The following is a 24,015-nucleotide window of genomic DNA, read 5'->3' as shown; positions in this document are numbered from 1 at the left end:
TTTAATGACCAATGACCAATGACCAATGACCAATGACCAATGACCAATGACCAATGACCAATGACCAATGACCAATGACCAATGACCAAAACAAAAAAGCCCTCCCCGAAAACGAGAAGAGCTCTACTTTAATTTATTATGAAAAGCGTTTATTAGTTAGGTGTAGTAGCACCGGTTGTAAGGTCAACAAGGTATTCGTGGTTTAAGAAAACCATTTGAGCTTTGTGGTTACCCAAAAAGCGTAATGTGCCACTGTACTCCCAGCCGCCACCGTTAAATGAACCTTTTGATACAAAAGTTGCGTTGCCGCTGGTAATATCAAAGTTGTCATCGCCGTGTACATACAAATTTGTAAAGGTGTATGTAACATGTACCGATGTAGCAGATACTGGTTTAGTGTAGTTGTTATCGGCATTGGCCTGCATGGTGCCGTTTAATGAAAAGTTTGAGTTGTTGGTATTTAAACCGCGCACAGTATATTTTTGAACGGTGTTATACACAAAAGAATAACCAGGACCGCTGCCAACAGTTTTGATGGAATCTACCAGGTTGTAACCAATGGTAGCTGCACCATTACACACAAAATAATAGCTGTAACCACCGGTTTTGGTAGCTTTTAAGGTATCGCCCTGGTTCCAAACAAGGTTTAAGCTGTTATCAGTATAAAAACCGCAACCTACGTCTGTACTTTGAACTTTAGTTTTTGAAGCTGCTTTAAATGTTGTTGATGGGTTAACACCATCTTTAATGCTGGCACCGCCAAATGCGCCAACTAATGATTGTGCAAGGTTTTTACCAATGGCAGCACTTGCCTGGCTTACTGCGGCATTGTCGGTTGTGGTTGATTGTGGTTTGTTTTCGGTTTTTTTACAAGCGGAATAAGAAATGGCAACGCCCATAAGTAATGGTAATGCGGCGCGTAAATTTAGCTTCATAGTTTTAATAGATAAGATTTGAATTTATTTGGTAACCGAAATGGGCAACAAGCATACCACATACAGAATGTTTTAAAACAAGTATAATTTACACCTTAAACAAAAAGGATATTTAATTTAAGGTTAATTATAAATTAACAAACTGATGATTGAGACCTCAAAATTAGGGGATATTTTTCTACACTAATGGGGAAATATTTACCGATACAGGCAAATAAAAAATCCCCGTTACTTTATCAATAACGGGGATTTTTTAATGCTGGCAGGTTACTATAAAAGCCTGCCTGTCCTTACGTTTATGGTAGTTACCTGGCCATTGATGGTAATTTTGGCTTTATGATCGCCAAGGAAATCAATTTTGCCAGCGTAGTTCCAGGTGCCTTTATCATAAGTTCCCTTTGTTGAAAATGTTGCAGAACCGCTAATAATGTCGGCATCTTTTGAGCGATCGATAACCAGGGTAGATAGATTGAAGTTAAATGTGGCGTCAATTGCCTTTGTGGCGGTGCCTTCTTTATAAGTGCCTTTAACCGATAGGTTTAACTTTCCATCCAATTGAAGTTTGGTATTGCTTACCCCAGGATTTAAACTTTTTAACAAAAAGTTTTTGCCGTATTTTTCGGTAATGTTATTGCCGCTGCCAACTATGGTAAGGTTTAAGCTATCGGCAATGCTTACGCTTGATATTTTATCGCTGGTACAGGCTACTTGGTAGTTAATTTTTTCCCATATCCAATTTTGAAGTATCACTACTGCCCAAACTTGCCGAAAACGTGGTGTCAATTTTAAATCCGCAACCAAATTTTCGTAATGATTCAACCCTTACTTTTCCTTTCGCTTTAAAGTCCACGTTTGACGGATAATCAAGCCCGTCAGAAATGCTGAAGCCTCCCTCCGCGCCGTAAAGCGCTTCGCTAAGCGTTGAAGCCATTTGCGTATTTACAACTGTGGTGCTTACGGTGCTGGTATTTGGCGTACTGCCATCATCTTTTAACTTACTGCAACCCGCGTAGGTAAGTACAGCGCCCGCAAGGGCTATCATGATAATTTTGTAGTTGTGTTTCATTATTTAAGGCTTAAAATTTTATATAAAACTACCTTATATACGTATAATAAAAAAATAAGTTGGGAGAATTTTAAGTGCGGGGTGTCGGGTTCGAGGTTCGGGGAGCTAAATTTTGGTTCGAGGTTCGGGTTGCGAGGTTCGGGGAGCTGTATTTTGGAAGCGAGCTTTGTCGGTTTATCCGTCTTCTCTGTGCTGCGGTACACTTAAACCTTTTACCCGCACCCTGCAACCCGCTCCCCGCACCATATACCCCGCACCACACAACTAATCGCCAATAAACTACCATACTAATAGGGATTTTCTTAATTTCGCAACCTTATACCTGTAAATACCAATATGGACTATCAATTTAAAGATATAGAGCAAAAATGGCAGCAGTTTTGGGCCGTAAACGGAACGTTTAAAGCCGAGGATAAAAGCAACAAACCCAAGTATTACGTGCTGGATATGTTCCCTTACCCATCGGGGGCGGGCTTGCACGTGGGCCATCCGCTGGGCTATATCGCTTCTGATATTTTTGCCCGTTATAAACGCTTAAAAGGTTTTAACGTGTTGCACCCAATGGGGTATGATAGTTTTGGCTTACCGGCCGAGCAGTATGCCATACAAACCGGGCAGCACCCCGCGGTAACTACCGAGGATAACATCGCTACCTACCGCCGGCAGTTAGATCAGATTGGTTTTTCGTTTGACTGGAGTCGCGAAGTACGCACCAGCTCGCCCGATTATTATAAATGGACGCAGTGGATCTTTATGCAACTGTTTAACAGCTGGTATAATAAAGATGCCGATAAAGCCGAAAGCATTGCCAGCCTGGTAGCCCATTTTGAACAAAACGGATCGGCAGGAATCAACGCTGTTTGTGACGAAGATATATTGACTTTTACCGCCGGTGAATGGAAAGCGTTGAGCAACCAGGAACAACAGGTAGAACTTTTAAAATACCGCCTTACCTACCTGCGCGAAAGCACCGTAAACTGGTGCCCCGCCTTAGGTACCGTATTGGCAAACGACGAGGTGAAAGACGGTTTTAGCGAGCGCGGCGGTTACCCTGTTGAGCAAAAAAAGATGATGCAGTGGAGCATGCGCATCACCGCCTACGCCGAGCGCCTGTTACAAGGCCTCGACACTATTGACTGGCCCGAGCCACTAAAAGAAATGCAGCGCAACTGGATAGGCAAAAGCACCGGCGCGTCTGTTCGTTTTCCAATAGACAAAACTACTCACCACTCACCACTCACCACTGACTATATAGAGGTTTTCACAACCCGCGTTGATACCATCTTCGGTGTTACGTTTTTGGTGATAGCGCCCGAGCATGAGCTGGTAGCTTCGTTGACTACGCCGGAGCAAAAGGCTGATATTGACGCGTACATAGCAGTTACCAAAAAGAAATCGGAGTTGGATAGGATGGCTGACGCCAAAACCGTATCGGGCGCGTTTACCGGCAGTTATGTGTTAAATCCGCTTAATGGTCAGCAAATCCCTATCTGGATTGCCGATTACGTACTGGCCGGTTACGGCACAGGCGCGGTAATGGCGGTACCATCGGGCGATCAGCGCGATTATTTGTTTGCCAAGCATTTCAATTTGCCGATAGTACCTATCATCGATATTCAAAAAATTGATACCGAAGCCGACCCAACCAAGGAAGGCACCTATATCAACTCGGAATTTATGAACGGGTTGGATTATAAAGCCGGTACTGCTGCCGTTATTGCCAAATTAGAGGCAGTAGGCGCAGGCAAAGCCAAAATAAACTTCAGGATGCGCGATGCCATATTCGGTCGCCAGCGCTACTGGGGCGAACCGGTGCCGGTTTACTTTAAAGATGGTTTGCCTTATTTAATTGAAGAGGATCATTTGCCATTGTTATTGCCCGAGGTTGATAAATACTTACCAACCGAAAGCGGAGAACCACCTCTTGCAAGAGCCGAAGGTTGGAAGCACGCCGAAGGCGACTATGAATTAAGCACCATGCCTGGTTGGGCAGGTTCAAGTTGGTATTGGTATCGCTACATGGATGCCCAAAACGATAAAGAATTTGCATCGCCAGAGGCTATCGCTTACTGGAAGGATGTGGATTTGTACATCGGCGGATCTGAGCATGCTACCGGGCACTTGTTATACAGCCGCTTTTGGAATAAGTTTTTGAAGGATATTGGTAAAGTAGGAGAAGAAGAACCTTTCAAAAAACTGATTAACCAGGGGATGATTCAGGGGCGTAGCAACTTTGTTTATCGTTTGGTAGATGAAGAAGGTCGTGGTACTAATACTTTTGTATCTCATGGTCTGATCAAAGAACATAAAACTTCGCCATTGCATGTTGATGTAAACATTGTAGAAAACGAAGTATTAAATCTTGCCAAATTCAAACAATGGCGGCCTGAATTTGCAGATGCTGAATTTATTTTAGAGAACGGCAAATACATCTGTGGCGTTGAGGTTGAAAAAATGTCAAAACGTTATTACAACGTTGTAAATCCCGATGATATAGCGCAACGTTATGGTGCCGATACTTTGCGCATGTACGAAATGTTCCTTGGTCCGCTGGAACAAAGTAAACCCTGGAATACCAATGGCATTGAGGGCGTGTTTAAATTTCTGCGTAAATTCTGGAGGTTGTTCCACAACGATGCCTGGGAGTTTGGTGTATCAGATGCCGAACCTTCAAAAGCGGAGTTGAAATCTTTACATAAGATTATCCGCAAGGTGGAAGAAGATATTGAGCGCTTCTCGTTCAATACTTCAGTATCCAGCTTCATGATCGCGGTAAATGAATTAACCGATCTGAAATCGAACAACCGCGCCGTTTTGCAAGATATGGTGATCATTTTATCATCATACGCCCCACACATTTGTGAAGAATTGTGGACTTTGCTGGGTAACCCGGCGGGTACTTTATCATATGCGCCGTTCCCTAAATTTAACGCTGCTTATTTGGTTGAGGACGAGTTTGCTTACCCTATCAGCATCAACGGTAAAATGAAAATGAATCTTAACATTTCATTGAGCCTTGATGTAAAAGATATTGAAGCAACAGTTTTAGCCAACGCCGACGTGCAGAAATACCTTGACGGTAAAACCCCTAAAAAGGTTATCGTTGTTAAGGGCCGGATTGTAAATATGGTGATTTAAGATCATCACACTTTAGATACCAGACTTACGAAGTTTCAAAAACTTCGTAAGTCTTTCCGCTCTTTTATAATCACCCTATATTTTCATTATCTTACCACCAGCCGGAAACATAACGCCGGTATACATGACTGCATCCGCTACAAGGCAAAAAAAACACATCCACCAGGTTGATTATATCCGGGCGATAGCTTCGCTCGCGGTGGCTTTGTTTCATTTGGGCGGTAAGGTTTTGCCTGTTATAAAATATGGCTGGCTGGGTGTTTATATGTTTTTCCTTTTATCCGGTTTTATTATTTGCTGGGCTATCCCGCAAAATTATACCTGGCGGTTAAGTGGTAAGTTTATCCTCAAAAGAATTATCCGCATTGAACCTCCTTATATCACCTCGATTATACTGGCCATTATCATCAACTTTTTCTGGATAGATCATTACCATCCCGATTGGCTTAACGCGGTTTGTCATGTTGCTTACCTGAATGTTTTTTTAGCGCAACCCTACCTTAGTCCTGTGTATTGGACCTTGGGTATCGAATTCCAATTTTATTTGTTCGTAGCTTTTTGCTTTCCGCTTTTTACAGGCAAATGGGGGCAATGGGTTCTTGCTCTCCTAAGTGTATGCGCTTTATTAATTAAGTTGCCTATAGTAACGCTGATTGTTTGTTTTCCTGCTTTTGCATTGGGCATATTATATTATTTGTACATAGCAAAGGCTAAAAGCCTTCAATCCGTTTTAATACCCGGTATAATAATAATAGTGTGTGGCATTTACAGCTTAGGGATACTGCAAACCGCAATAGCTTTATTGGCTTTAGTATTGTTGTTACTGCCATTAAAAAAAAGACCAATAGTGAGTTTTTTTTCAAAAATTTCATTCTCATTATACCTTACCCATGATATGATTGGTGCCAATACTGTGGTATGGTTGGGTAGGTTACTGCCCAAAGCGTTATTGTTTAACGGAATAGCCTATGTAACCGGTTTTGCTTTAAGCATTTTATTTGCATGGGTATTTTATAAACTAATAGAGGAGCCGTGCCTCAAATTTTCTCAAAAATTGAGCTATCAATAGTCATTCTAAATAGCCATTGCTTAATTATCATCATAGTGTAACATGTACATGACAATTGATACTTTATCAAAAAAATAAGGTTTTGCCGTGTAACATTTAAACTATTTTCGCCTCCAATTACCAAAATAAACATAAATGAAACGTTTTTACATACTTATAGCATTATTCTGTTTTGCTCTTTCGGCCAAAGCCCAGTTTGGGGTTGGTGGCGGCGGTCCTAATATTGTGGGCCGTATTTCGGGCACGGTTATCGATTCAGTTACCAAAAAACCAATGGATTACACTACTGTTGGCTTATACCGCGTAGGCGGTAAATCGCCGCTTAATGGTGTACTTACCGACGAGAAAGGTAATTTTAAAATTGATAACGTAAAGCCAGGCACTTACAGCCTTAAAATTACTTTTATCGGTTATCCAACAAAAATTGTTGAGCCTGTAACTACAACGGCTTCAAAGCCCGATAATAAATTGGGAAACGTATTTATCTCGCCAGGCGCGCATGCACTGGCAACCGTTAATGTTGTTGGCCAGGCACCGCTAATTGAAAACAAGATTGATAAAATCGTTTTCAATGCCGAAAAAGACCTCACCTCGGCCGGTGGTAACGCTACAGACGTATTGCAAAAAGTACCCTTGGTTAACGTAGATATCAATGGTAACGTATCTATCCGTGGCGATCAAAACGTTAAGGTATTAATTAACGGTAAACCATCGGGCGCTACATCGGCCAGTTTATCAGATGTATTGAAAACCATCCCTGCCGATCAGATCAAAACCATCGAAGTTGTAACATCGCCATCGGCAAAATATGATGCCGAAGGTTCTGGTGGTATCATTAACATCATCACCAAACAAAAAAATGTATCGGGCATTAGCGGTTCTGTGAGCGGCGGTGTTGGTACCCGTCAAAATAATGGCAACGTTAACTTAAACTATAACAAAAACAGGTTTAGTTTAGGTGTAAACGCGGGTGGTAACTTAACCTGGCCGCAGGTATCAACAACAGTATTCGATCAAAAATTTTACGATGGCAATGGTGATGTAACCCGTCATAACTTTAACAATTCATCAAGCCGTATTAAAAGGCATGGTGCTATTGGTTCGGTAACTATGGGTTATGAGGTTAATGCCTACAACAGCTTTAATACTACTTTTAGGCTTAATGATGGTGGTTTTAACACCGATGGAAGCGGCGTAAACAACATACAGGCAGGCAGTATTTTAAGCCAATATACCAGCAATACCAAATCGCACAATCACTTTGGTGGTTTTGACTGGAATTTAGATTATACCCACAAATTTAAAAAAGAGGGTGAAGAATTTACCTTATCGGGTCAGTGGAGCCACAGCTTAATCACTACCAACTACAACAACTTATTTACCGCGGTTAACCCAAGCCAGATTGGTGATAACAATGGTAAAAACAATGAGTACACTTTCCAGGCCGATTATACCCTGCCTTTAAATAAAGTAGTAAAGGTTGAAGCCGGTGGTAAAACTATCCAACGTCGTATAAACAGTAACTACGATATTTTTGATACTGACGACGCTGGTAACAACGCGGTGCGCGATTCGTTGAACTCAAACCTGTATGATTATACCCAAAACGTATACGCGGGTTACGCTGTATTAACATTCACCCTGCCAAAAAATTATTCGATATTGGCTGGCGGTCGTGTTGAAAATACCAGGATCAAAGGCGATCCGCAAAACCCTTACCAGGATGCCACTACAGCCGGCGATGCTTTTCAAAATCTATCACCGTTCACATCAAACTATACTACTTATGTGCCAAGCTTAACTATACAAAAACAACTGGGTACCCAAACATTAAAACTATCCTATAGTAAACGTATTCAAAGGCCAAGCTTGCAGTTTTTAAATCCGTTTATCAACCGTAGCTCAATCCAAAGCCAATCTGTAGGTAATGTTAACCTGGCACCAGAGGTATCACAAACTGTTGAGTTAAACATCAACAAGTTCATTAAATCATCGGTGATCAACTTCTCGGTATATTATAAAAATACCAATAACATGATTGAGGGTATTGCCGATACTTTAACAGAAACTATTCGTCACCAGGTTGTGCATGCAACACGTACGGCTTACCAAAACATTGGTAAAAACAATTCGTTTGGCGCAAGTTTCTTCGGGTCTATCAACCCGATTAAACCGTTAACCATCAGGGCCAGCATCAACGGTTATACTTATAACCCAACTATATTTGATGAGTATAAAGACAAGGCTTCGGCAACCGGTGTTTACTTCCAGTATTCGGCTTTCGGAAGCGCGTCATACCAATTTCCGCATAACTTCCTTGCCGAATTATTTGGCTTTACCAACTCGGCCCGCCGTACCATACAAGGTACCAGCCCGGCATTTGGCATTTATGCTTTTGGTTTAAAGAAACAGTTTATGGATAAAAAACTGGCTATCGGCTTTAACACTGTGCAGCCATTTGCCAGGGACAAACATTTTGATCAAAACATCAGCAGCAGCGCTTTCTCGTTACAAAGCTCAACCGCTTTCCCTTTCCGTTCGTTCGGTATTACGTTTAGCTACAGCTTTGGTAAGTTAAGCTTCAGCAATCCGCAGCAACAGAAAAAAGGCGTTAACAACGACGACCAGAAACAAGGCGACCAAGGCGGCAACGCCGGTGGTGGTGCTACAGGCGGACGTTAATAGAATCAAGAGATTAGAGTCAAGAATCAAGACAGAAAAATAACACAAAGGGCCGGGAGAGTTGATCTTCCGGCAGTGAAAAGACTTTTAGAATCAAGAGTCAAGAATCAAGACAAAAAATAACAAGGGCCGGGAGAATTAATCATCCGGCCCTTGTTGTTATCAAAGTTATTTTGGACTTGTTTCAGGACCCATCAAGCATTATGATAAGTTGTTTTTTAAGGGGCTGTCACCCTGAGCCTGTCGAAGGGCGCGCGTAGAGGCCTTTGCCCGCGTGCTTCGACAAGCTCAGCATGACCCCATTTTTTTCTTTGCCCGTCGTCATTGCAACTTTTAGCGTCGGCCTCATTTTACAATTCAACATCACGTCGGATAACATTCCATGTCTTGACTCTTGACTCTAACTTCTTGATTCTAATTCCCCAAATATTCCCCCGGTATCGTGTTGTCCTTGCGTTCGCCGTCATAAAACCAGGCCAGTATCCAAAAGCGGGTGCCATCGTTAAATAGTTCAATGCTGTTGATGCCACGTTCAATGATTGGTCCGTTTTTGGTATTGCGCGATTCATAGGTGCTGAACACGTGGTAAATGCTGCCGAAATGTTCAATCTTGCGCGAAATCTCCCTTTCGTCAAACCCGTCGCGGGATAAAGATGCATCGGAAAGCTGGTGATATTTTTTAAGCGTCATATAATTAAAACGCTGTTTACCCTGTTTATCAATATAGCCCGAGCCTACGTGCGCGTCTGGAACATGCAGCAGGCTGTCGCGCTCATAATACACCTGTTCGCCTTTTTTTACGGTTACCACGTCGTAATACGCTTTAATGATACCATCAAGCGTACTTACATTATCGCCATATTTGGTAATTACCTGGGCGGGGCATTGGCTGGCTGCAAAAGTGAAAACAGCAGCGGTTAATAAAACAATATTTTTCATTTGATAAGGATAATTTAGTTGATTTGAAGCCGGTTAGTTCAAACTAAATTAACAAATATATCAATCACAATCGTACGATGATATTTTGATGTTGTTGTTATCAAGTCTTTCAACTTTGATATTTTGCGCCGCATCGGCTCCAACATACAAAACCTTTTGTAATAACACCGCCTCGTTAAGGGTTATTTTGGTGAAATAAAGTTGGTGATCAAAACAACCCTCCATGCCCATTTCCACACTTTTAATGCCGTTGTTATAATAGGTTGTGGTTAATGGACCGGCTTTCCTGTTCGATATTTTTTCGATTTTTTTAACACCGTAATTACGCTTTAAATAATCTTCCTGCGGTTCAAAATTGCCGTGCACATCTTTATGCAATGGGGGCAATGCCGATAGGAATCCATCAAACACATAACCTGTTTTGCCATTAAAATCAACTTTAACCCATTGGCCTTTTAGTTTATAGGGCTTTTTAAAGGCGTCACTTTTAAAGTCGACAGTAAATGATTTTTGAGGACTGGTTTCTTTTATTGTATTAACCGATGTACCGTAGGGAAGTGTAGCAATTGTTTTGCTTTTTTCGGATGGACTTGCTTTGAGTTGAACACCTTGAAGAAGCCAAACGTTTAATTTAGTGGCCGGAGCAGTATGAGCTTTAACAACAAGGTTAAAAACCAAAAGGAAAAATAAAACAGGCAGTGATAAAAGGCGTTTTTTCATAAGATGTAATTTAGATGTCTTGATAGTTAAAAGACAGTCTAAATTACATCTTTGGGTATTAAAACAATATTAAAAATTAGTACTTAACGATACTCCGTAAGTACGTGGGTTACCTAAGTGCGTGGCGCCAAAATCATAGGCGTAATCAATAGCTTTTTTGTTTGCAATGTTGCTTTCCCATAAAAACAGGCTGAAACATTTGGTTTCCACACCCACACGGGCGTTGAATTTGCTGTATGCTTTTTGCTCAATTTTGTTGGCAAGGTCAAAATACTCATTACCTAATAAACGCCATTCGCCACGGGCTACCAGCCTGGTTTTTATCTTGTCGTTTAAGCCGTAGCCGTATTGCAGGGCAAACATGTTGGTAACAGCAGGGGTATAAATTTGCCTGTTGCCTTTCAGGTTTACCACCTCGCCGTTGTTGCCAACAGCTAAATCGGTATAACGGGCATGGGTGTAGCCAAAGTTTTCGTCAATCAATAAACCTTTAACAGGGGTAGCGTTTAACTCCAGCTCAGCACCTTTGCTGCTCAGTTTACCGGCATTTTTGGTGATAGTGATAGCATCTGGTAAAATTAGTGTTGGCACCTGCGCATCGGTGATGCGGGTGTAAAACAAGGCCACGTTTGCACGCAGCTTATTATCAAAAAAGCTGTTTTTTGAGCCAACCTCAAAGTTATTGCTGTACTCTGGTTTAAAAGTGTATAAAGGAGGTGAAGATGGATCAGAGCCTAACTCAGTAATGCCCCCAGCCCTGAATCCACGGCTATAGGTGGCGTACAAATCATTATTTATTGACAGGTGATAAGCAATGTTCAGCTTTGGAGAAAACGCTTTAAAGTTGGCTTTTGACGAAGTATCAGACCTGGTAACAACCGCGTCTTGTCCATCTGGTTTAAACTCGCCTTCAACGTTTTCTTTTTTATGCTCGTAATCATAACGCAAACCTGCGGTAATATCAAATTGCGGACTAACAGCATAAGTTACCTGCCCGTAAGCGGCTAAACCAAAGTTGCGATCAGTATTGGTGTTGATACTGGTGAAATTGCTAATTGGTGAACCAACCGCGGCTGCATCGGCACCAAAATGAGTGCCTTGTTTGTTTGGCGCGTAGTGATAAAAACCATAAGTGCCGGCAGTCCATTTTAATTTTGAGGTAGATGAAGCAGGAGAGGTAAACCTAAACTCCTGGATTCCTGTACGTACCTTGTTCCAGTCGCCGCCATAATTGTTAATTACAGAAACAGCGTCGATGGGTGAAAAATCACCATCGATAGGGGTGGTGTAATAGCGGTTATTTACCTGGTATGATGACTGTGAAGTAAAGTTGAAACTACGACCTGTGTAGTTGATTGCCAAAGATGAATGAAAAGTGTTATCAATCATTTTGGTAGTAGCATTCTGATCAACCTGGTAAGGCTTAGCCAAAGCTTCCTCGGGCGAGCCGGCCAGCGTAAACGCGCCATTGTTACGGTTGTTGTAATTCTTTACATTTAAGGTGAAGGCTAACTTGGAGGTAGCCAGGAATTTTAAATAGTAGTTACCTAAAAAGAAATGCTGTTTATCAAAATGGGTATTATTAAAAGTATTGGTATAAAATCCGTTAAAGCCCGAGTATACACCGGCTACGCCTAAAAATAAACGGTCTTTTATTAACGGTGCTTTAATGCCCAGGGTGTAGCGTTGCTGGCCGTAGTTGCCAAAATCCAACCCTGCAAAGCCGCTAACCGTATTACTGGGTTGTTTGGTAATAATGTTGATAACGCCGCCGGTAGCATTACGTCCGTACAATGTTCCCTGCGGCCCGCGCAGTACTTCAATCCTATCTATATCCAACAGTTGCGGAATATAGGTATCCAACCCATACTGGTTTACACCATCAACATAAGTAGCCACAGCCGGATCATATGAGGTCGTAACAACACCGCGGATACCGCTCACCGTGCGACTATCGCCCGGACCTGCCGAGTTTAGATTTGGTACAATGGCCGTAAGATCTTTTAAATCCCAAAGACCATAGTCCTTTACCTGTTTGGCGGTTAATGTAGAGATACTGAAAGGTACCTTTTGAGCATCTTCCTCGTATTTTTGCGCGGTTACGGTAACTTCATCTAATTGTCGGTTATCATCGCTAAGGCTGATGTTCAAAGATTGATTGCCGTTGATTGCAATCGATTGATTTTTGCTTGCAAAACCTACAGCGCTGACGTGTAGCATATAAGTACCAGTAGGAATGTTTTGTAGCGAGAAATTGCCCTTTTTATCGGCAATAGTATGGTAATTAGTGTTAAGCAGGTAAACTGAAGCCCCGGCAATACCTTGTTGAATACGGTCGGTAACAGTGCCATTAACATTGGTCATATTTTGCGCTTGTACAGATATACAAAGCAGCAGCAATACAATAAAAGTAAGTGTTTTTTTCATTTGTTTGGTTGTAACTGGTATGTGTGTTTTAAACACATTGATATAATTGCCAATAATAGCAAACAACCAACAATTAACGGCAACTCAAACGGAAATATTACGTTTGTTTCACATCATTAGGTCATTTGCTTTGCGTCATTTGGTCATTGCCTAAAGATCTGACCCAGCACTGCAAAATGGCAGCTGAACAAATGACTCAATGACAGCGCAGCGAAATGACTCAATGACGCGCAGCGAAATGACTCAATGACGCGCAGCATAATGACTGCGCAGCTATTCGTTTCGCATAAATTTGTCTACGCCTTCGGCGGGTTTCCAGTTGTTGTCGGGTTCATAGTAATGCCATAGCAGGGCCGATATTTTTTTGATGAGTAGTCCGGCCTCGTTGGTGGTTCCCCAGCTTTGATCGGTATTGTGATTGGTGATGATAGAGAATACGTAATCGCCATGAGGGGCGTTTACCAATACGGTTTCGGAGCGCGATTCATCAACCGCGCCCTGCTTGCTGATGGTATGCACATAAGGCGGAATCTGTGACAGCGCATGTTCGTCCCAATAAATGCGCCCCATGTTACGGTACATCCGTTCGCTGGCGGCAGGGCTCACGGCTTCACCGTTCCTGATCATGGTAAAAAGCTTACACATTTCATAAGGTGTGCTTACGCCCCAGCCATATATTTTGCGGATAGCTTCCCTGCCTGGCACCCTGGAGTTTACACGCATTACCTTAAAGCCGTTTTGCTGCAGCCAGTTATTGATGTATTCGCCGCCTGCCAGTTTTTGCAGCCACAGGCTTGCGGTGTTGTCGCTCATGGTAATCATTAGCATAGCAACCTTGCTTAGCTGTATGGTATCGCCATTTTTAAAAGAGCCGAGTATATCTTCGCCGGCGTAAAGTAAAGAATCGCGGTAAGCTAATTTCTGATTGTATTTTAATTCGCCTTTATCAATTTTATCCATCACCCCGCACTGAATGCTCACCTTAATCATGCTGGCCGTAGGGAATAACGTATCGGCATTAAGCGCAACCGTTTTGCCGGTTTTAAGGTTATGTACATAGATGCCAACCTGCCCATGAAAGCCTTTAACTGCTTCGGTTATTTGGGCGGTTAGCTTTTTATCGGTTTGGGCGATAGATGTGGTGGCGATAAGCAGGAAAAGCGCGGCGAGTTTAATTTTTATCATTTTATTTCGATTCGGGTGCAGGGTCAATAGCAATAGGTATAGTAAAAGCCACTTTCGCAGGTCTTCCGTTTTGGATGCCTGGCCTCCATCTAAATGACTTTTTTATCAGTTGAACAATTTTTTCATCTATTTCGGGGCTAATATTTTTCACCACCTTAATGTCGGCTATAGAACCATCCTTTTCCACTGTGAATTGTACCAATCCTCTTTTGCTTTCGGAAATGGATAAGCCTTTTAAATCGAGGTTTTTGGTAATGAATTCCTCGAATTTCGTGATGCCACCCGGATATTCTGGTTGAATCTCCATCGGGACAAAAACTATACCTATTGTAGCCTGTTCTTTGGCCGTATCAACAATAGGTTTTGTGATTCCCGTCGCTGGTTTTGCCTGTAATTTTTTATGCTGGGCAAGTACAACGTTATTTAAGGCCGTTAAGCCCAAAGCCATTAGGGTGGCCGAGAACCATCGTTGCCATTTAGGTTGAGGTATACTCGTTATCCTATCGGCATCAAATATGCCGCAATGCATTTTATTGCTAAAATCTATGCTGCCTATAATATCAGCCTCTGCCATTCCCCTAAAATCGCGTATTACTTTGTGGCAGCCCTTGCAATACCAATCGTTGTTGCATGGTGTAAGCTCTGCCAGGGTTTTAGGGCATTTGAAAGTAAGCTGGATATGTTGCAGGGCTTCCATAGGTTTTTATAGAAAACTAATTTAAATAAAATTAAGTATAACGGCTGTTAAAATCAGGGAAATAGGTTTGGAAATTCAAACCAGCATTTTTTGGCTAAAGCCATCTTTCCGGATACCTCTATTAACCGTTGGCTAAAGCCAAAACGGCAATAAATAGAAAGCCAAACCTAAAAGCCATCTTTATATTCATTGCCGTCCCATTTATGGGGCGGAAAATAACAATACACAAAGTGGCTTTAGCCAAAATGAGCCATGTTCGTTTAAAAGCGATTTCCGCAATAATCAACGTTCTCAAAAAAATTGTTGAAGGTATTTTCGTAATAGCATATTAAAATCAAATATTTGTATCTTTATACATGAATATTCAACAAGTTATCAATATTGATACTGATATTTTAGGGGGGCAGCCGGTTTTTACAGGCACACGCGTTCCGGTTGAATCTTTATTTGATCATTTAGAGGCGGGTGTTTCTTTGGATGATTTTTTAGATGATTTCCCTTCTGTAAGTAAAGAACAAGCTGTATCGTTGTTGGATATTGCCAATGATTCACTTTTCCCGATTTCCTGAGGAATAACGCAAATACGTATTTACGTTATATCTTTACACCAAATATGAAATACCTGCGCCTGCTTTTATTTCCGTTCTCGCTTATTTATGGCCTGGTGGTGGTTATCCGTAATTGGATGTACGATGCCGGCGCGTTTAAAAGTACAAAGTTTAATTTACCAATCATTGTAGTAGGCAACCTTGATGTGGGCGGTGCGGGTAAAAGCCCCATGACCGAGTACCTGGTTCGCCTGTTTAAAGATCAGTATAAAATGGCTACGCTTAGCCGTGGTTATGGCCGTAAAACCAAGGGCTTTTTGTTGGCCGATAACCCCGCAGATGCTGAAAAGGTTGGCGATGAACCCGCGCAATTTAAAAACAAGTTCCCGGACGTTACCGTGGCCGTATGTGAAAAACGGGTTGAGGGGATTGAGAAATTAAATAACAAATACCGGCCCGTAATACTTGATGACGCTTTCCAGCACCGGGCTTTAAAACCTGGGTTCAGTATCTTGTTGTTTGACTACGGCAGGCTCACCGAACCCCGTTTGATGCTACCGGCCGGTAACCTCCGCGAGCCTTTCAGCGGGCGCGAAAGGGCAGATGTTATAGTGATTAGCAAATGCCCGCCAACGTTGGCCGAAGAGGAGATTGGCCTTATTAAAAAACACATCAAGCCCTATAAGCATCAGCATTTGTTTTTTACAGCTATAAGCTACCTCGCTTTTCACAATATGGAAAACGATACAGTTTATTACACGGTTGATGATCATACCACTGTATTTTTGCTTACCGGCATAGCCAACGCCGCGCCTTTATTATCGCATTTAAAAAAGCTTACTCCAAACATCCATCACCATAAATATCCCGACCATCACCAGTTTACCTTAAAAAATATCAGTAAACTTGCCGATGATTTCGCGGCCTGTGCATCACAAAAAAAAATCATTATCACAACAGAAAAGGATGCACAGCGTTTAGGGGAACAGGCTTTACTGCCGGCCGTTAAAAAACTCCCTGTTTTGGTGTTGCCCATCGGCATCAGTTTTTTAAATAATGGCAGGCAACAGTTTGATAATTTAGCAACAGCATATGTTAGACAATATTGAAAGCACCGCCCGGTATATTAAAAACCGTATTGGCGATTTTGAACCCGAAGTAGGTATAATTTTAGGCACCGGCCTGGGCGGCCTGGTTAAGGAAATTGTGGTTGAAAAACAACTGATGTATTCCAACATTCCCGATTTTCCTATCTCGACTTTAGAGTTTCATTCGGGCAAACTGATATTTGGTACCCTGGGAGGTGTTAAAGTAGTAGCTATGCAAGGCCGCTTGCATTATTATGAAGGCTATAACATGCAACAGATTACCTTCCCGGTTAGGGTGATGAAATACCTGGGCATTAAAACCCTGTATGTATCAAACGCCAGCGGATCGCTTAATTCTGATTTTAAGAAGGGCGACCTGATGGTAATTTCAGACCATATTAACCTGCAACCGCAAAACCCCTTGGTGGGCAGAAATTATGAAGAGCTTGGTCCGCGTTTTCCGGATATGAGCCAGCCTTACCAGCGCACACTTATTGATAAAGCATTAACAATCGCGGCAGCAAACAATATTACCTGCCACAAGGGAGTTTATGTTGCTGTAACCGGCCCTAATTTAGAAACCAAGGCCGAGTACACTTACTTAAGGATCATTGGCGGCGACGCCGTTGGTATGAGCACCGTTCCCGAAGTTATTGTAGCCAACCATATGGGCATTCCGGTATTTGCCATATCTGTATTAACAGATGAAGGTTTTACCGAAGTGTTGGAACCTGTATCGCTTGAAGAGATAATTCGTGTGGCCGAAGAAGCTGAGCCAAAACTTACCCTGATCCTCAAAAATCTGATAGCGGGCAATTAATGCGTATAAAGGTTAGATATATTTTATTGTTATTGCTGTGCCTTGGTGTTCAGTCGGCTTTTGCGCAATATGGGCAAATTAACCGTGGAAGGCCACTGTCTACCCGTGATACGGCCCGGACAGAGAAGAAAGTTACTGACGACGAGCTTCTGGACAGCCTGCGTAAAAAAGAAGACAATAAAAGAGATTCGGTTGTATTTAGCTCCAAGTTTATCAGGATGACGATGGAGCGTTTCCTGAGCGATAGCACACAAACTTTTGCTTTGGATACGGGGATTTACAATTTTGAAAATTTTAGTCCGCTTAATGATCCGCGTAGCCCTAAAATAAGTTTGGGTTATAACGGTGTATCGCAGCGTAGCCTGCTGTTTGAGCCAAGCCAAAGAATAGGTTTTGATGCCGGCCTGCACGCGCTTGATGTTTATGCCTTGCACCCGCAGGATATTAAGTACTACAATGCCCGGGTAGCGTATACCAACCTTACATTATTTAATGGTTTTGGTAGTTCGGCCGAGCAGGTATTTAAAATACTGCATACCCAAAATATAAAACCTAATTGGAACGTAGGCTTTAATCTTAACTTTAATGGTTCAAGAGGGTATTATAGCTACAGCAGCATTTTGCAGCAAAATGTAAGTGATGTTAATGCCGCTTTATTTACCTGGTATCAGTCAAAAGGTAAACGGTACAACCTGTTGGCCAATATCATATACAATAATTTAAAAGCGCCAGAAACAGGGTCTATCCTTAACGACTCTGTTTTTACCGCGCCAAGTAACAGTCTGTTTTTCAAAAACTCGGCGCAGGTACGCTTGCCTAACAGCTATGAAAACTGGGGCGATAAAAGCTTATACCTTAAACAGTTTTACTATTTAGGCCGAATTGATAGTTTGAACAAAGGAAAAGCAAACTCCAAAATTTTGCCTACGCAGCGTGTTGCCCACACTTTGTTTGTACAAAGCAGTAAATACAATTACCTGCAAACCAACCAGCCCGATACTTATGGGGTATTCCCGGATTATTATTTCAGCAATACCCGCTCGCGCGATTCATTGGTGGTAACGCATATTCAAAATGAGTTTTCGTATAGCTTTTACCTCAGGAGTAAATCGGTAAAGTTTGTGAAGAATGAAGTTAAACTCGATTTAGGCCTGGTACATGATTTTTATAATTACGCCCAATATGTGAGCGATACCTTGCTTAATCAGTACGGTTATCAATACATCCATCAAAACAAAGTTCAAAACAATACATTTCAGGATATTACGCTTAAAGCTAAATTGGGATACCGCTTTAGCGATAGGATAGGGCTGGATGCCGATTTCAGGCAGATAGCCCAGGGCCGCGACTTTGGCGACTATTATTATGATGCCAAACTTACCCTGGCCGGTAATGATAAAGCCGGTAAAATAATTTTAGAGGCTTATTCGCAAAACAGTACGCCACCATTGGTCTACACCAACTGGATTTCCAATCACTACATTTTCCACAATAGTTTCGATAAAACTAAAACTACCAGCGCTTCGTTCACCTATATCAATAACCCCTTGCAGCTGGATATTAAGGCCGAGTACTTCCTGATATCCGGCTACCTGTATTTCACCGCCCAGGCCGGCGGTAATGACGCGCACCCGGTACAGCTGAGTAATGATATAAACCTGCTTAAAGTAAGTGTGGGCAAAAACTTAAAATACCACAACCTGCATTTTGATAACTATATTGTTTATCAAAAAACAGATTATCAATCAACCCTGCGCACGCCCGAACTTTACACCTATAGTAACCTCTATATAGCCAAAACGTTTTTTAATGTGTTGCAATCAAACGTAGGGATAAGTGTGAGGTACAATACCCCATACGTTGCGCCATCGTACGCGGTTGGTTTAGGTCAGTTTTATAACGGACCGGATATCACTTTTTCATCGTACCCGGTAGCGTCGGTTTATTTTAAAGCAACCCTGCAACGCACCAACCTGTTCCTGGCCTATGATTATGCCAACCAGGGTCTGCAAAGCCGCGGATACTATACTGTAAACCGTTACCCTATGCAAGATCACCTGCTGAAGTTTGGTGTAAGCTGGACGTTTTATAATTAAAAGAGAATCAAGAGACAAGAATCAAGAGCTAAGACAGTTTTAGCCCGATTTGTCTGAAACCTGAATTTTTGGAATTTAAGGATTAACAGAATTTTTTCTGAACCGGGATTTATCGGATTAAAGGATTAACAGGATTCTTTTTCCAAAAATCCAAAAAAACTGATGAATCTGTTCAATCCCGGTTCAGACAAATTCATCTGCACATCTGAAATCTGCATATCTGCACATCAAAAAATCTTACTACTAAATCACGTTTTCTGTTTCTTCTTCTTTGCCGCCGGGAAAAGCACATTGTTTAAAATCAGCCGGTAGCCGGCCGAATTGGGGTGTAGTTTAAGATCCGTTGGTGGGTCGCCTACGGCGTGTTGGTAGTCTTCGGGGTCGTGGCCGCCGTAAAAGGTCCATTGGCCTTTGCCAAACTCGCCGTGGATGTAGCGGGCTTCGTTGGCAGTTTTCATTTCGCCCATAATGGTTACGCCTGGTTTCAGCATACTTTTGTTATAGGCCGTGGTAAGGCCCATGAAACCTTTAATCACCTTGTCGTGATCCTGGGTGAGCATACTGGGCACCACATCCCATTTGGCCGAAAAATCAAACAGCGTAAAAAAATCGCGGGTACGTTCAACCTGTCGGGTGGTGGTTACATCGATATTGCTAAACTGGTGCGACATCGGGTTCATATCCAGCGTGAAATTCTGAAACGCGAAGGTTTGCGTAAAATCCAGTTTTGATTGGGCATCCGGATCGGCGGCATCGCCATCAAACATGCGTTCGCAAATATCTGTATTGGCTGATGCCAGGGCGATATCAAAAGTATCGGTGCCAGAACACATGGCAAACAGGAACCCTCCGCCGGCGCAAAAATCACGGATGTTTTTGGCAACGGCTAATTTCATTTGCGATACCTTTTTAAAGCCAAGTTTGTGGGCCAAAGCTTCCTGTCCCTTCACATCATCGGTATACCATTGCGCAAACCTGAAGGCGCCGTAAAACTTGCTGTACTGGCCGGTAAAATCCTCATGGTGCAGGTGAAGCCAATCGTATTTGGGTAAATCGCCCCGTACTACTTCTTCATCGTAAACCACATCGTAAGGGATTTCGGCATATTTTAAAACCAGGGTAACTGCATCGTCCCAGGGCAGTTTGTTTTTTGGCGAGTACACCGCCATTTTAGGCGCTTTCTCTAACTTAACCAAATCCATGTTTACTGAGGGATCGCTCACCTCGCTTACAATCTCGCTCACCTTGGCATCGGCCAGCACCTGGTAACTTACCCCGCGAATTTTGCATTCCTCCTCAATCTTTTGATCGTACTTCATCAAAAAACTGCCACCCCGGTAATTGAGCAGCCAATCCACTTCCTCGCCATTCTTTAAAGCCAGAAATGCGATCCCGTACGATTTAAGATGGTCTTTTTGCTCATCATCCATAGGCAGCAGGATAGATGCAGCCCGGGTTAGGAGAGGAGCTAAAAGCAAAAGGCTCAAAGCTAAAAGCCGTATTGCAGGTAAAAGGCGAAAGGTGAAAGGTGAAAGGCGCTTTTTATATGGTTGATGAATCACTATTCGACGTTGTTATAAATGTGGATTATCAAATGTAACGAATAAACGGGGAATGTATTACCACAGATGCCTGGTCCTTTATCTTTTGTCTTTCCTTCCTTCGTCCAAAAGTCCAATAATCCAAAAGTCTAATAGTCCCAAAGTCTTTTCTCCTTTCTCCTTTTTTACTTACCTTTGCCAACTGTTTTCAAAAAAACATTTAATAAAATGAGCAAAGCAATAATTAAAACCGAAAAAGGCGACATGACCGTAGAGTTTTACGACAATGATGCCCCAAATACCGTAGCTAACTTTAAAAAATTAGCAAAATCAAACTTTTACGATGGTGTTATCTTTCACCGTGTTATCCCTAACTTTATGGTACAGGGTGGCGATCCAACCGGTACAGGTGCAGGCGGTGCAGGTTACAAAATTGATTGCGAATTAACCGGCGAAAACCAATACCATGATCGTGGTGTGTTATCAATGGCTCATGCTGGTCGTAACACTGGTAGCTCACAGTTTTTTATCTGCCACAACCGTGCAAACACTGCTCACTTAGATCGTAACCACACCGTGTTTGGTAAAGTGATTGAAAACGTTGACGTAGTTGACGCTATCCGCCAGGGCGATAAAATTTTAAGCATCGAAGTAATAGAGGAATAGTTTTATGGTGAGTAGTTGATTAGGTTGATTGAGTTGATTAGGTTAAAAAGCAAAACTTAATCAACCACTTAACTCAATCAACCTAATCAACCATTCACCTAATCAACCAATAAAAATGAATTTACAAGGAATTGTAGCCGTATCCGGCAAACCGGGCTTGTGGAGAGCTTTGGCACAAAATAAAACCGGTTATGTACTGGAGAGTCTTGATGCTCAAAAAACAAAGCTGGTAGCTAACCTGTCAACAGCTAAATTAGCCGCCCTGAGCGAGATCACCATTTTTGGTACAGAGGATGATATCAGGCTAACTGATGTTTTTGAGCAGATGAAATCGGCTTCAAAAGTTCCTGATGCCAAGGCTGATGGCAAAATATTGCGTACCTTCTTTTACGAAGTAGCACCTACCCATGATGAGGAAAAAGTTTACGCCTCTGATATGAAAAAGATCATTTCATGGTTCCAGCTATTAAAAGAGCTGCCATTATTTGATGAAGCCGACCCAACCCAGGCCCCTGCGCCGGAAGCGCCTGCCGTAGAAGAGCCGGTTGCCGAAGTTGTTGCGGTAGAACCAGAGCCGGTTGCCGAAGCGCCAAAAGCAAAAGCTAAAAAAGTGCCTGCTAAAAAAGCATAAGCGATTTACTATAAAATAAGAAAGCCCTGGTTTTACCGGGGCTTTCTTATTTTATAACTGCTTTCGCGAGCTTTCAGCTCGTGAGTATCATGGTTGCAGATTTCAGCTAAACACTACAAAAATCGAATCCTGTTTGGTGCCGTAAGCTAAAAGCTTACCCAGGTTTACCCACGAGTTACGCTGCGCTAACCTCGCGGGATTTTAATTCTAATGCCTACGCGTCAATCGCGTCATATACAATTACCTTTTCCCAAAGGTGGCTGCAATTTTTAATAAATTCCAGGTGGATAGGGTGACTTTGGTAAGTAGCCTGACCTGCAAGATCACTGAAAAACATTAGCTCAGATACTGCCCAGCTATTATCAACTACATCCCGTTTTTCGGTACTGGCTACTATGCCAACCTTTAATTTTTTAATGGTTTCTATTTTTGAAAGCGTTTTAACGCCGGCAACTAATTTGTCCCTGTCTTCAATTGAGCCAGGGTTTTTAAGCCAGAAAAACACATGATGTACTACCGGCCATTCTTCTTTTTGATCTGTCATAGGTAATGCTGATGCTACTGCCGTTCCTGCTGCCAGGGCGGCTGTGGTGGTTATAAATTTTCTTCTTGTTGATTTCATTACAGGTTAAATAATGGTTTAAGGTAACAAGAATTATTTGAAATGAATAACACAATTAAAGTCGAATGAAGTCATCCCGAACTTGTTTCGGAAACTCTCAGGACAAGACATCGGCATATAGTATATTTTGCAAGTGAGGTGCTGAAATCAGCATGACGCAATATTAGGTGTTGTTATAATTTTAGCTGGCAAGGTATAAAGTACTACTTAACGCCTTACAAACACTCCGGCTGCTCGCATTTCTTATCAGAAAACTCCGGTTCAAACGTGGCGTGGCTAATTTCTAAATGCTCTAAACGGTGACGCAGATCGTGTTTAATATTATCGAACTGCGACATCGCATCCGGACTGATCACCAGGTGGGCGGTAAGGGCGTTTTCGGTAGTGCTGAGCGCCCAAACGTGCATGTGATGAACATCTACTACACCTTTACCTTTCATGAGTTCTGTTTTGATCTTTTCAAGGTCCATTTCGGCAGGTACGCCATCCATTTCCAAACGCAGACTATCTTTCAGCAGGCTCCAGGTGCCGCGTAATATCACAACCGCTATAATGATACTTACTACGCTATCTATCCAGTAAATTTTGGTGAAGTAAATGATAACGCCGGATATTACCACGCCGAAAGATACAATAGCATCAACAGCCATGTGCAGGTAAGCACCTTTCACGTTAAGGTCGGTATCTTTATCTTTCACAAAAAGCCAGGCAGTAAAGGCGTTAATGCCTATGCCGATGAAAGCCACCCACGCCATGGTGCCGCCCGATACAATTTCGGGGTTCATGAAGCGCATAATGGCCTCGTAAATAATAAAACCAACCGCCACAAAAAGGATCATAGCATTAAAGAAGGATACAATAATGGTTGATCTTTTATAGCCATACGTATACTTGCTATTAGCGCTTACTTTGGTCAATTTAAAGGCTAATAAAGCCAGGGCGAGCGAAGCCACATCGCTTAAGTTATGCCCGGCATCGGTTAATAGTGATAGGGAATGGGTGATGAAACCCGCAACAGCTTCAATAACCACAAAGGCCGAGTTAAGGATAATACCGATGATAAAGGCGGTATTTAAATGATCTAACTTGGGGGCGTGGTCATGGTGGTGGTGACCGTGTGCATGTGAATGATCGTGTGCTGACAT

Annotated in this window: 21 protein-coding genes; 10 read left to right on the top strand and 11 right to left on the bottom strand. The window is 42.3% G+C overall.

Going from position 1 to position 24,015, the window contains the following annotated elements; all coding sequences use genetic code 11:
* Positions 1 to 152 precede the first annotated feature (152 nt).
* From QWZ17_RS01220 to QWZ17_RS01210, 3 genes are all read right to left on the bottom strand, one after another.
* Positions 153 to 935: a hypothetical protein gene (locus QWZ17_RS01220; RefSeq protein WP_290303017.1), complete on the bottom strand. Its 783-nt coding sequence runs from the start codon at positions 933 to 935 to the stop codon at positions 153 to 155.
* Between the two features lie 270 nt (positions 936 to 1,205).
* Positions 1,206 to 1,685: a hypothetical protein gene (locus QWZ17_RS01215; RefSeq protein WP_290303016.1), complete on the bottom strand. Its 480-nt coding sequence runs from the start codon at positions 1,683 to 1,685 to the stop codon at positions 1,206 to 1,208.
* Positions 1,651 to 2,001 (bottom strand): hypothetical protein, encoded by a 351-nt coding sequence (locus QWZ17_RS01210; protein WP_290303015.1) that lies wholly within the window; start codon positions 1,999 to 2,001, stop codon positions 1,651 to 1,653. The genes QWZ17_RS01215 and QWZ17_RS01210 overlap by 35 nt, the downstream gene beginning before the upstream one ends.
* Before the next feature lie 336 nt (positions 2,002 to 2,337).
* On the opposite strand from QWZ17_RS01210, the gene leuS reads away from it, so the two are divergent.
* The 3 genes from leuS to QWZ17_RS01195 all read left to right on the top strand — a co-directional run bounded on the left by leuS (position 2,338) and on the right by QWZ17_RS01195 (position 8,890).
* The gene (gene leuS / locus QWZ17_RS01205; RefSeq protein WP_290303014.1) at positions 2,338 to 5,139 is read left to right on the top strand and encodes a leucine--tRNA ligase; all 2,802 of its coding nucleotides are present in this window, start codon (positions 2,338 to 2,340) and stop codon (positions 5,137 to 5,139) included.
* Between the two features lie 124 nt (positions 5,140 to 5,263).
* Entirely contained in the window at positions 5,264 to 6,208 is a 945-nt protein-coding gene (locus QWZ17_RS01200; protein ID WP_290303013.1) for an acyltransferase family protein, read from the top strand.
* A gap of 135 nt (positions 6,209 to 6,343) precedes the next feature.
* Positions 6,344 to 8,890 (top strand): TonB-dependent receptor, encoded by a 2,547-nt coding sequence (locus QWZ17_RS01195; RefSeq protein ID WP_290303011.1) that lies wholly within the window; start codon positions 6,344 to 6,346, stop codon positions 8,888 to 8,890.
* Positions 8,891 to 9,304: 414 nt separating this feature from the next.
* On the opposite strand, the gene QWZ17_RS01190 is transcribed toward QWZ17_RS01195, so the two are convergent.
* The 5 genes from QWZ17_RS01190 to QWZ17_RS01170 all read right to left on the bottom strand — a co-directional run bounded on the left by QWZ17_RS01190 (position 9,305) and on the right by QWZ17_RS01170 (position 14,858).
* Positions 9,305 to 9,829 carry a hypothetical protein gene (locus QWZ17_RS01190; RefSeq protein WP_290303009.1) on the bottom strand — a complete coding sequence of 175 codons (525 nt, stop codon included), beginning with the start codon at positions 9,827 to 9,829 and terminating at the stop codon, positions 9,305 to 9,307.
* Positions 9,830 to 9,889: 60 nt separating this feature from the next.
* Positions 9,890 to 10,549, bottom strand: a complete 660-nt coding sequence (locus QWZ17_RS01185) for an SH3 domain-containing protein (protein ID WP_290303008.1) — start codon at positions 10,547 to 10,549, stop codon at positions 9,890 to 9,892.
* A 69-nt stretch (positions 10,550 to 10,618) separates the two neighbouring features.
* Positions 10,619 to 12,976: a TonB-dependent receptor gene (locus tag QWZ17_RS01180; protein WP_290303006.1), complete on the bottom strand. Its 2,358-nt coding sequence runs from the start codon at positions 12,974 to 12,976 to the stop codon at positions 10,619 to 10,621.
* A gap of 273 nt (positions 12,977 to 13,249) precedes the next feature.
* Positions 13,250 to 14,161 carry a serine hydrolase gene (locus tag QWZ17_RS01175; RefSeq protein WP_290303005.1) on the bottom strand — a complete coding sequence of 304 codons (912 nt, stop codon included), beginning with the start codon at positions 14,159 to 14,161 and terminating at the stop codon, positions 13,250 to 13,252.
* 1 nt (position 14,162) lies between these two features.
* Positions 14,163 to 14,858: an energy transducer TonB gene (locus QWZ17_RS01170; RefSeq protein ID WP_290303004.1), complete on the bottom strand. Its 696-nt coding sequence runs from the start codon at positions 14,856 to 14,858 to the stop codon at positions 14,163 to 14,165.
* 128 nt (positions 14,859 to 14,986) lie between these two features.
* On the opposite strand from QWZ17_RS01170, the gene QWZ17_RS01165 reads away from it, so the two are divergent.
* Genes QWZ17_RS01165 through QWZ17_RS01145 form a run of 5 tightly spaced genes read left to right on the top strand, consistent with a single transcriptional unit; the run spans position 14,987 to position 19,410 of the window.
* Positions 14,987 to 15,190 carry a hypothetical protein gene (locus QWZ17_RS01165; RefSeq protein ID WP_290303003.1) on the top strand — a complete coding sequence of 68 codons (204 nt, stop codon included), beginning with the start codon at positions 14,987 to 14,989 and terminating at the stop codon, positions 15,188 to 15,190.
* Between the two features lie 24 nt (positions 15,191 to 15,214).
* Entirely contained in the window at positions 15,215 to 15,427 is a 213-nt protein-coding gene (locus QWZ17_RS01160) for a DUF433 domain-containing protein (RefSeq protein ID WP_290303002.1), read from the top strand.
* Between the two features lie 44 nt (positions 15,428 to 15,471).
* A complete protein-coding gene (lpxK, locus tag QWZ17_RS01155; protein ID WP_290303001.1) occupies positions 15,472 to 16,515 on the top strand; it encodes a tetraacyldisaccharide 4'-kinase in 1,044 nt (347 codons plus the stop codon).
* A complete protein-coding gene (locus QWZ17_RS01150; protein ID WP_290303000.1) occupies positions 16,499 to 17,314 on the top strand; it encodes a purine-nucleoside phosphorylase in 816 nt (271 codons plus the stop codon). Before lpxK ends, QWZ17_RS01150 begins: the two co-directional genes overlap by 17 nt.
* Entirely contained in the window at positions 17,314 to 19,410 is a 2,097-nt protein-coding gene (locus QWZ17_RS01145) for a putative porin (protein ID WP_290302998.1), read from the top strand. The genes QWZ17_RS01150 and QWZ17_RS01145 overlap by 1 nt, the downstream gene beginning before the upstream one ends.
* A gap of 248 nt (positions 19,411 to 19,658) precedes the next feature.
* Here the strand turns inward: QWZ17_RS01145 and QWZ17_RS01140 are convergent, their stop codons facing one another.
* Positions 19,659 to 20,840, bottom strand: coding sequence for an asparagine synthetase B (locus QWZ17_RS01140; RefSeq protein WP_290303060.1), 1,182 nt, complete (start codon positions 20,838 to 20,840; stop codon positions 19,659 to 19,661).
* 339 nt (positions 20,841 to 21,179) lie between these two features.
* Between QWZ17_RS01140 and QWZ17_RS01135 the strand changes: the two genes are divergently transcribed.
* Complete coding sequence (locus tag QWZ17_RS01135; RefSeq protein WP_290302997.1) at positions 21,180 to 21,617, top strand: peptidylprolyl isomerase; 438 nt, start codon at positions 21,180 to 21,182, stop codon at positions 21,615 to 21,617.
* Positions 21,618 to 21,732: 115 nt separating this feature from the next.
* On the top strand, positions 21,733 to 22,248 hold the full coding sequence (locus tag QWZ17_RS01130) for a DUF5606 family protein (RefSeq protein ID WP_290302996.1): 516 nt from the start codon (positions 21,733 to 21,735) through the stop codon (positions 22,246 to 22,248).
* A 214-nt stretch (positions 22,249 to 22,462) separates the two neighbouring features.
* Here QWZ17_RS01130 and QWZ17_RS01125 read toward each other — a convergent pair whose 3' ends face one another.
* Positions 22,463 to 22,870: a Dabb family protein gene (locus QWZ17_RS01125; protein ID WP_290302995.1), complete on the bottom strand. Its 408-nt coding sequence runs from the start codon at positions 22,868 to 22,870 to the stop codon at positions 22,463 to 22,465.
* A 215-nt stretch (positions 22,871 to 23,085) separates the two neighbouring features.
* A complete protein-coding gene (locus QWZ17_RS01120; protein ID WP_290302994.1) occupies positions 23,086 to 24,015 on the bottom strand; it encodes a cation diffusion facilitator family transporter in 930 nt (309 codons plus the stop codon).

It is taken from the genome of Mucilaginibacter flavus (assembly GCF_030409315.1).
Classification (GTDB): Bacteria; Bacteroidota; Bacteroidia; order Sphingobacteriales; family Sphingobacteriaceae; genus Mucilaginibacter; species Mucilaginibacter flavus.
This window is presented reverse-complemented; position numbering and strand designations above follow the sequence as displayed.

What these genes read in the sequence shown, in the direction of transcription:
- QWZ17_RS01220 (WP_290303017.1), bottom strand. Translation starts at nt 935, where the DNA reads ATGAAGCTAAATTTACGCGCCGCATTACCATTACTTATGGGCGTTGCC.
- QWZ17_RS01210 (WP_290303015.1), bottom strand. Translation starts at nt 2,001, where the DNA reads ATGAAACACAACTACAAAATTATCATGATAGCCCTTGCGGGCGCTGTA.
- leuS (WP_290303014.1), top strand. Translation starts at nt 2,338, where the DNA reads ATGGACTATCAATTTAAAGATATAGAGCAAAAATGGCAGCAGTTTTGG.
- QWZ17_RS01200 (WP_290303013.1), top strand. Translation starts at nt 5,264, where the DNA reads ATGACTGCATCCGCTACAAGGCAAAAAAAACACATCCACCAGGTTGAT.
- QWZ17_RS01195 (WP_290303011.1), top strand. Translation starts at nt 6,344, where the DNA reads ATGAAACGTTTTTACATACTTATAGCATTATTCTGTTTTGCTCTTTCG.
- QWZ17_RS01190 (WP_290303009.1), bottom strand. Translation starts at nt 9,829, where the DNA reads ATGAAAAATATTGTTTTATTAACCGCTGCTGTTTTCACTTTTGCAGCC.
- QWZ17_RS01185 (WP_290303008.1), bottom strand. Translation starts at nt 10,549, where the DNA reads ATGAAAAAACGCCTTTTATCACTGCCTGTTTTATTTTTCCTTTTGGTT.
- QWZ17_RS01180 (WP_290303006.1), bottom strand. Translation starts at nt 12,976, where the DNA reads ATGAAAAAAACACTTACTTTTATTGTATTGCTGCTGCTTTGTATATCT.
- QWZ17_RS01175 (WP_290303005.1), bottom strand. Translation starts at nt 14,161, where the DNA reads ATGATAAAAATTAAACTCGCCGCGCTTTTCCTGCTTATCGCCACCACA.
- QWZ17_RS01170 (WP_290303004.1), bottom strand. Translation starts at nt 14,858, where the DNA reads ATGGAAGCCCTGCAACATATCCAGCTTACTTTCAAATGCCCTAAAACC.
- QWZ17_RS01160 (WP_290303002.1), top strand. Translation starts at nt 15,215, where the DNA reads ATGAATATTCAACAAGTTATCAATATTGATACTGATATTTTAGGGGGG.
- lpxK (WP_290303001.1), top strand. Translation starts at nt 15,472, where the DNA reads ATGAAATACCTGCGCCTGCTTTTATTTCCGTTCTCGCTTATTTATGGC.
- QWZ17_RS01150 (WP_290303000.1), top strand. Translation starts at nt 16,499, where the DNA reads ATGTTAGACAATATTGAAAGCACCGCCCGGTATATTAAAAACCGTATT.
- QWZ17_RS01145 (WP_290302998.1), top strand. Translation starts at nt 17,314, where the DNA reads ATGCGTATAAAGGTTAGATATATTTTATTGTTATTGCTGTGCCTTGGT.
- QWZ17_RS01140 (WP_290303060.1), bottom strand. Translation starts at nt 20,840, where the DNA reads ATGGATGATGAGCAAAAAGACCATCTTAAATCGTACGGGATCGCATTT.
- QWZ17_RS01135 (WP_290302997.1), top strand. Translation starts at nt 21,180, where the DNA reads ATGAGCAAAGCAATAATTAAAACCGAAAAAGGCGACATGACCGTAGAG.
- QWZ17_RS01130 (WP_290302996.1), top strand. Translation starts at nt 21,733, where the DNA reads ATGAATTTACAAGGAATTGTAGCCGTATCCGGCAAACCGGGCTTGTGG.
- QWZ17_RS01125 (WP_290302995.1), bottom strand. Translation starts at nt 22,870, where the DNA reads ATGAAATCAACAAGAAGAAAATTTATAACCACCACAGCCGCCCTGGCA.
- QWZ17_RS01120 (WP_290302994.1), bottom strand. Translation starts at nt 24,015, where the DNA reads ATGTCAGCACACGATCATTCACATGCACACGGTCACCACCACCATGAC.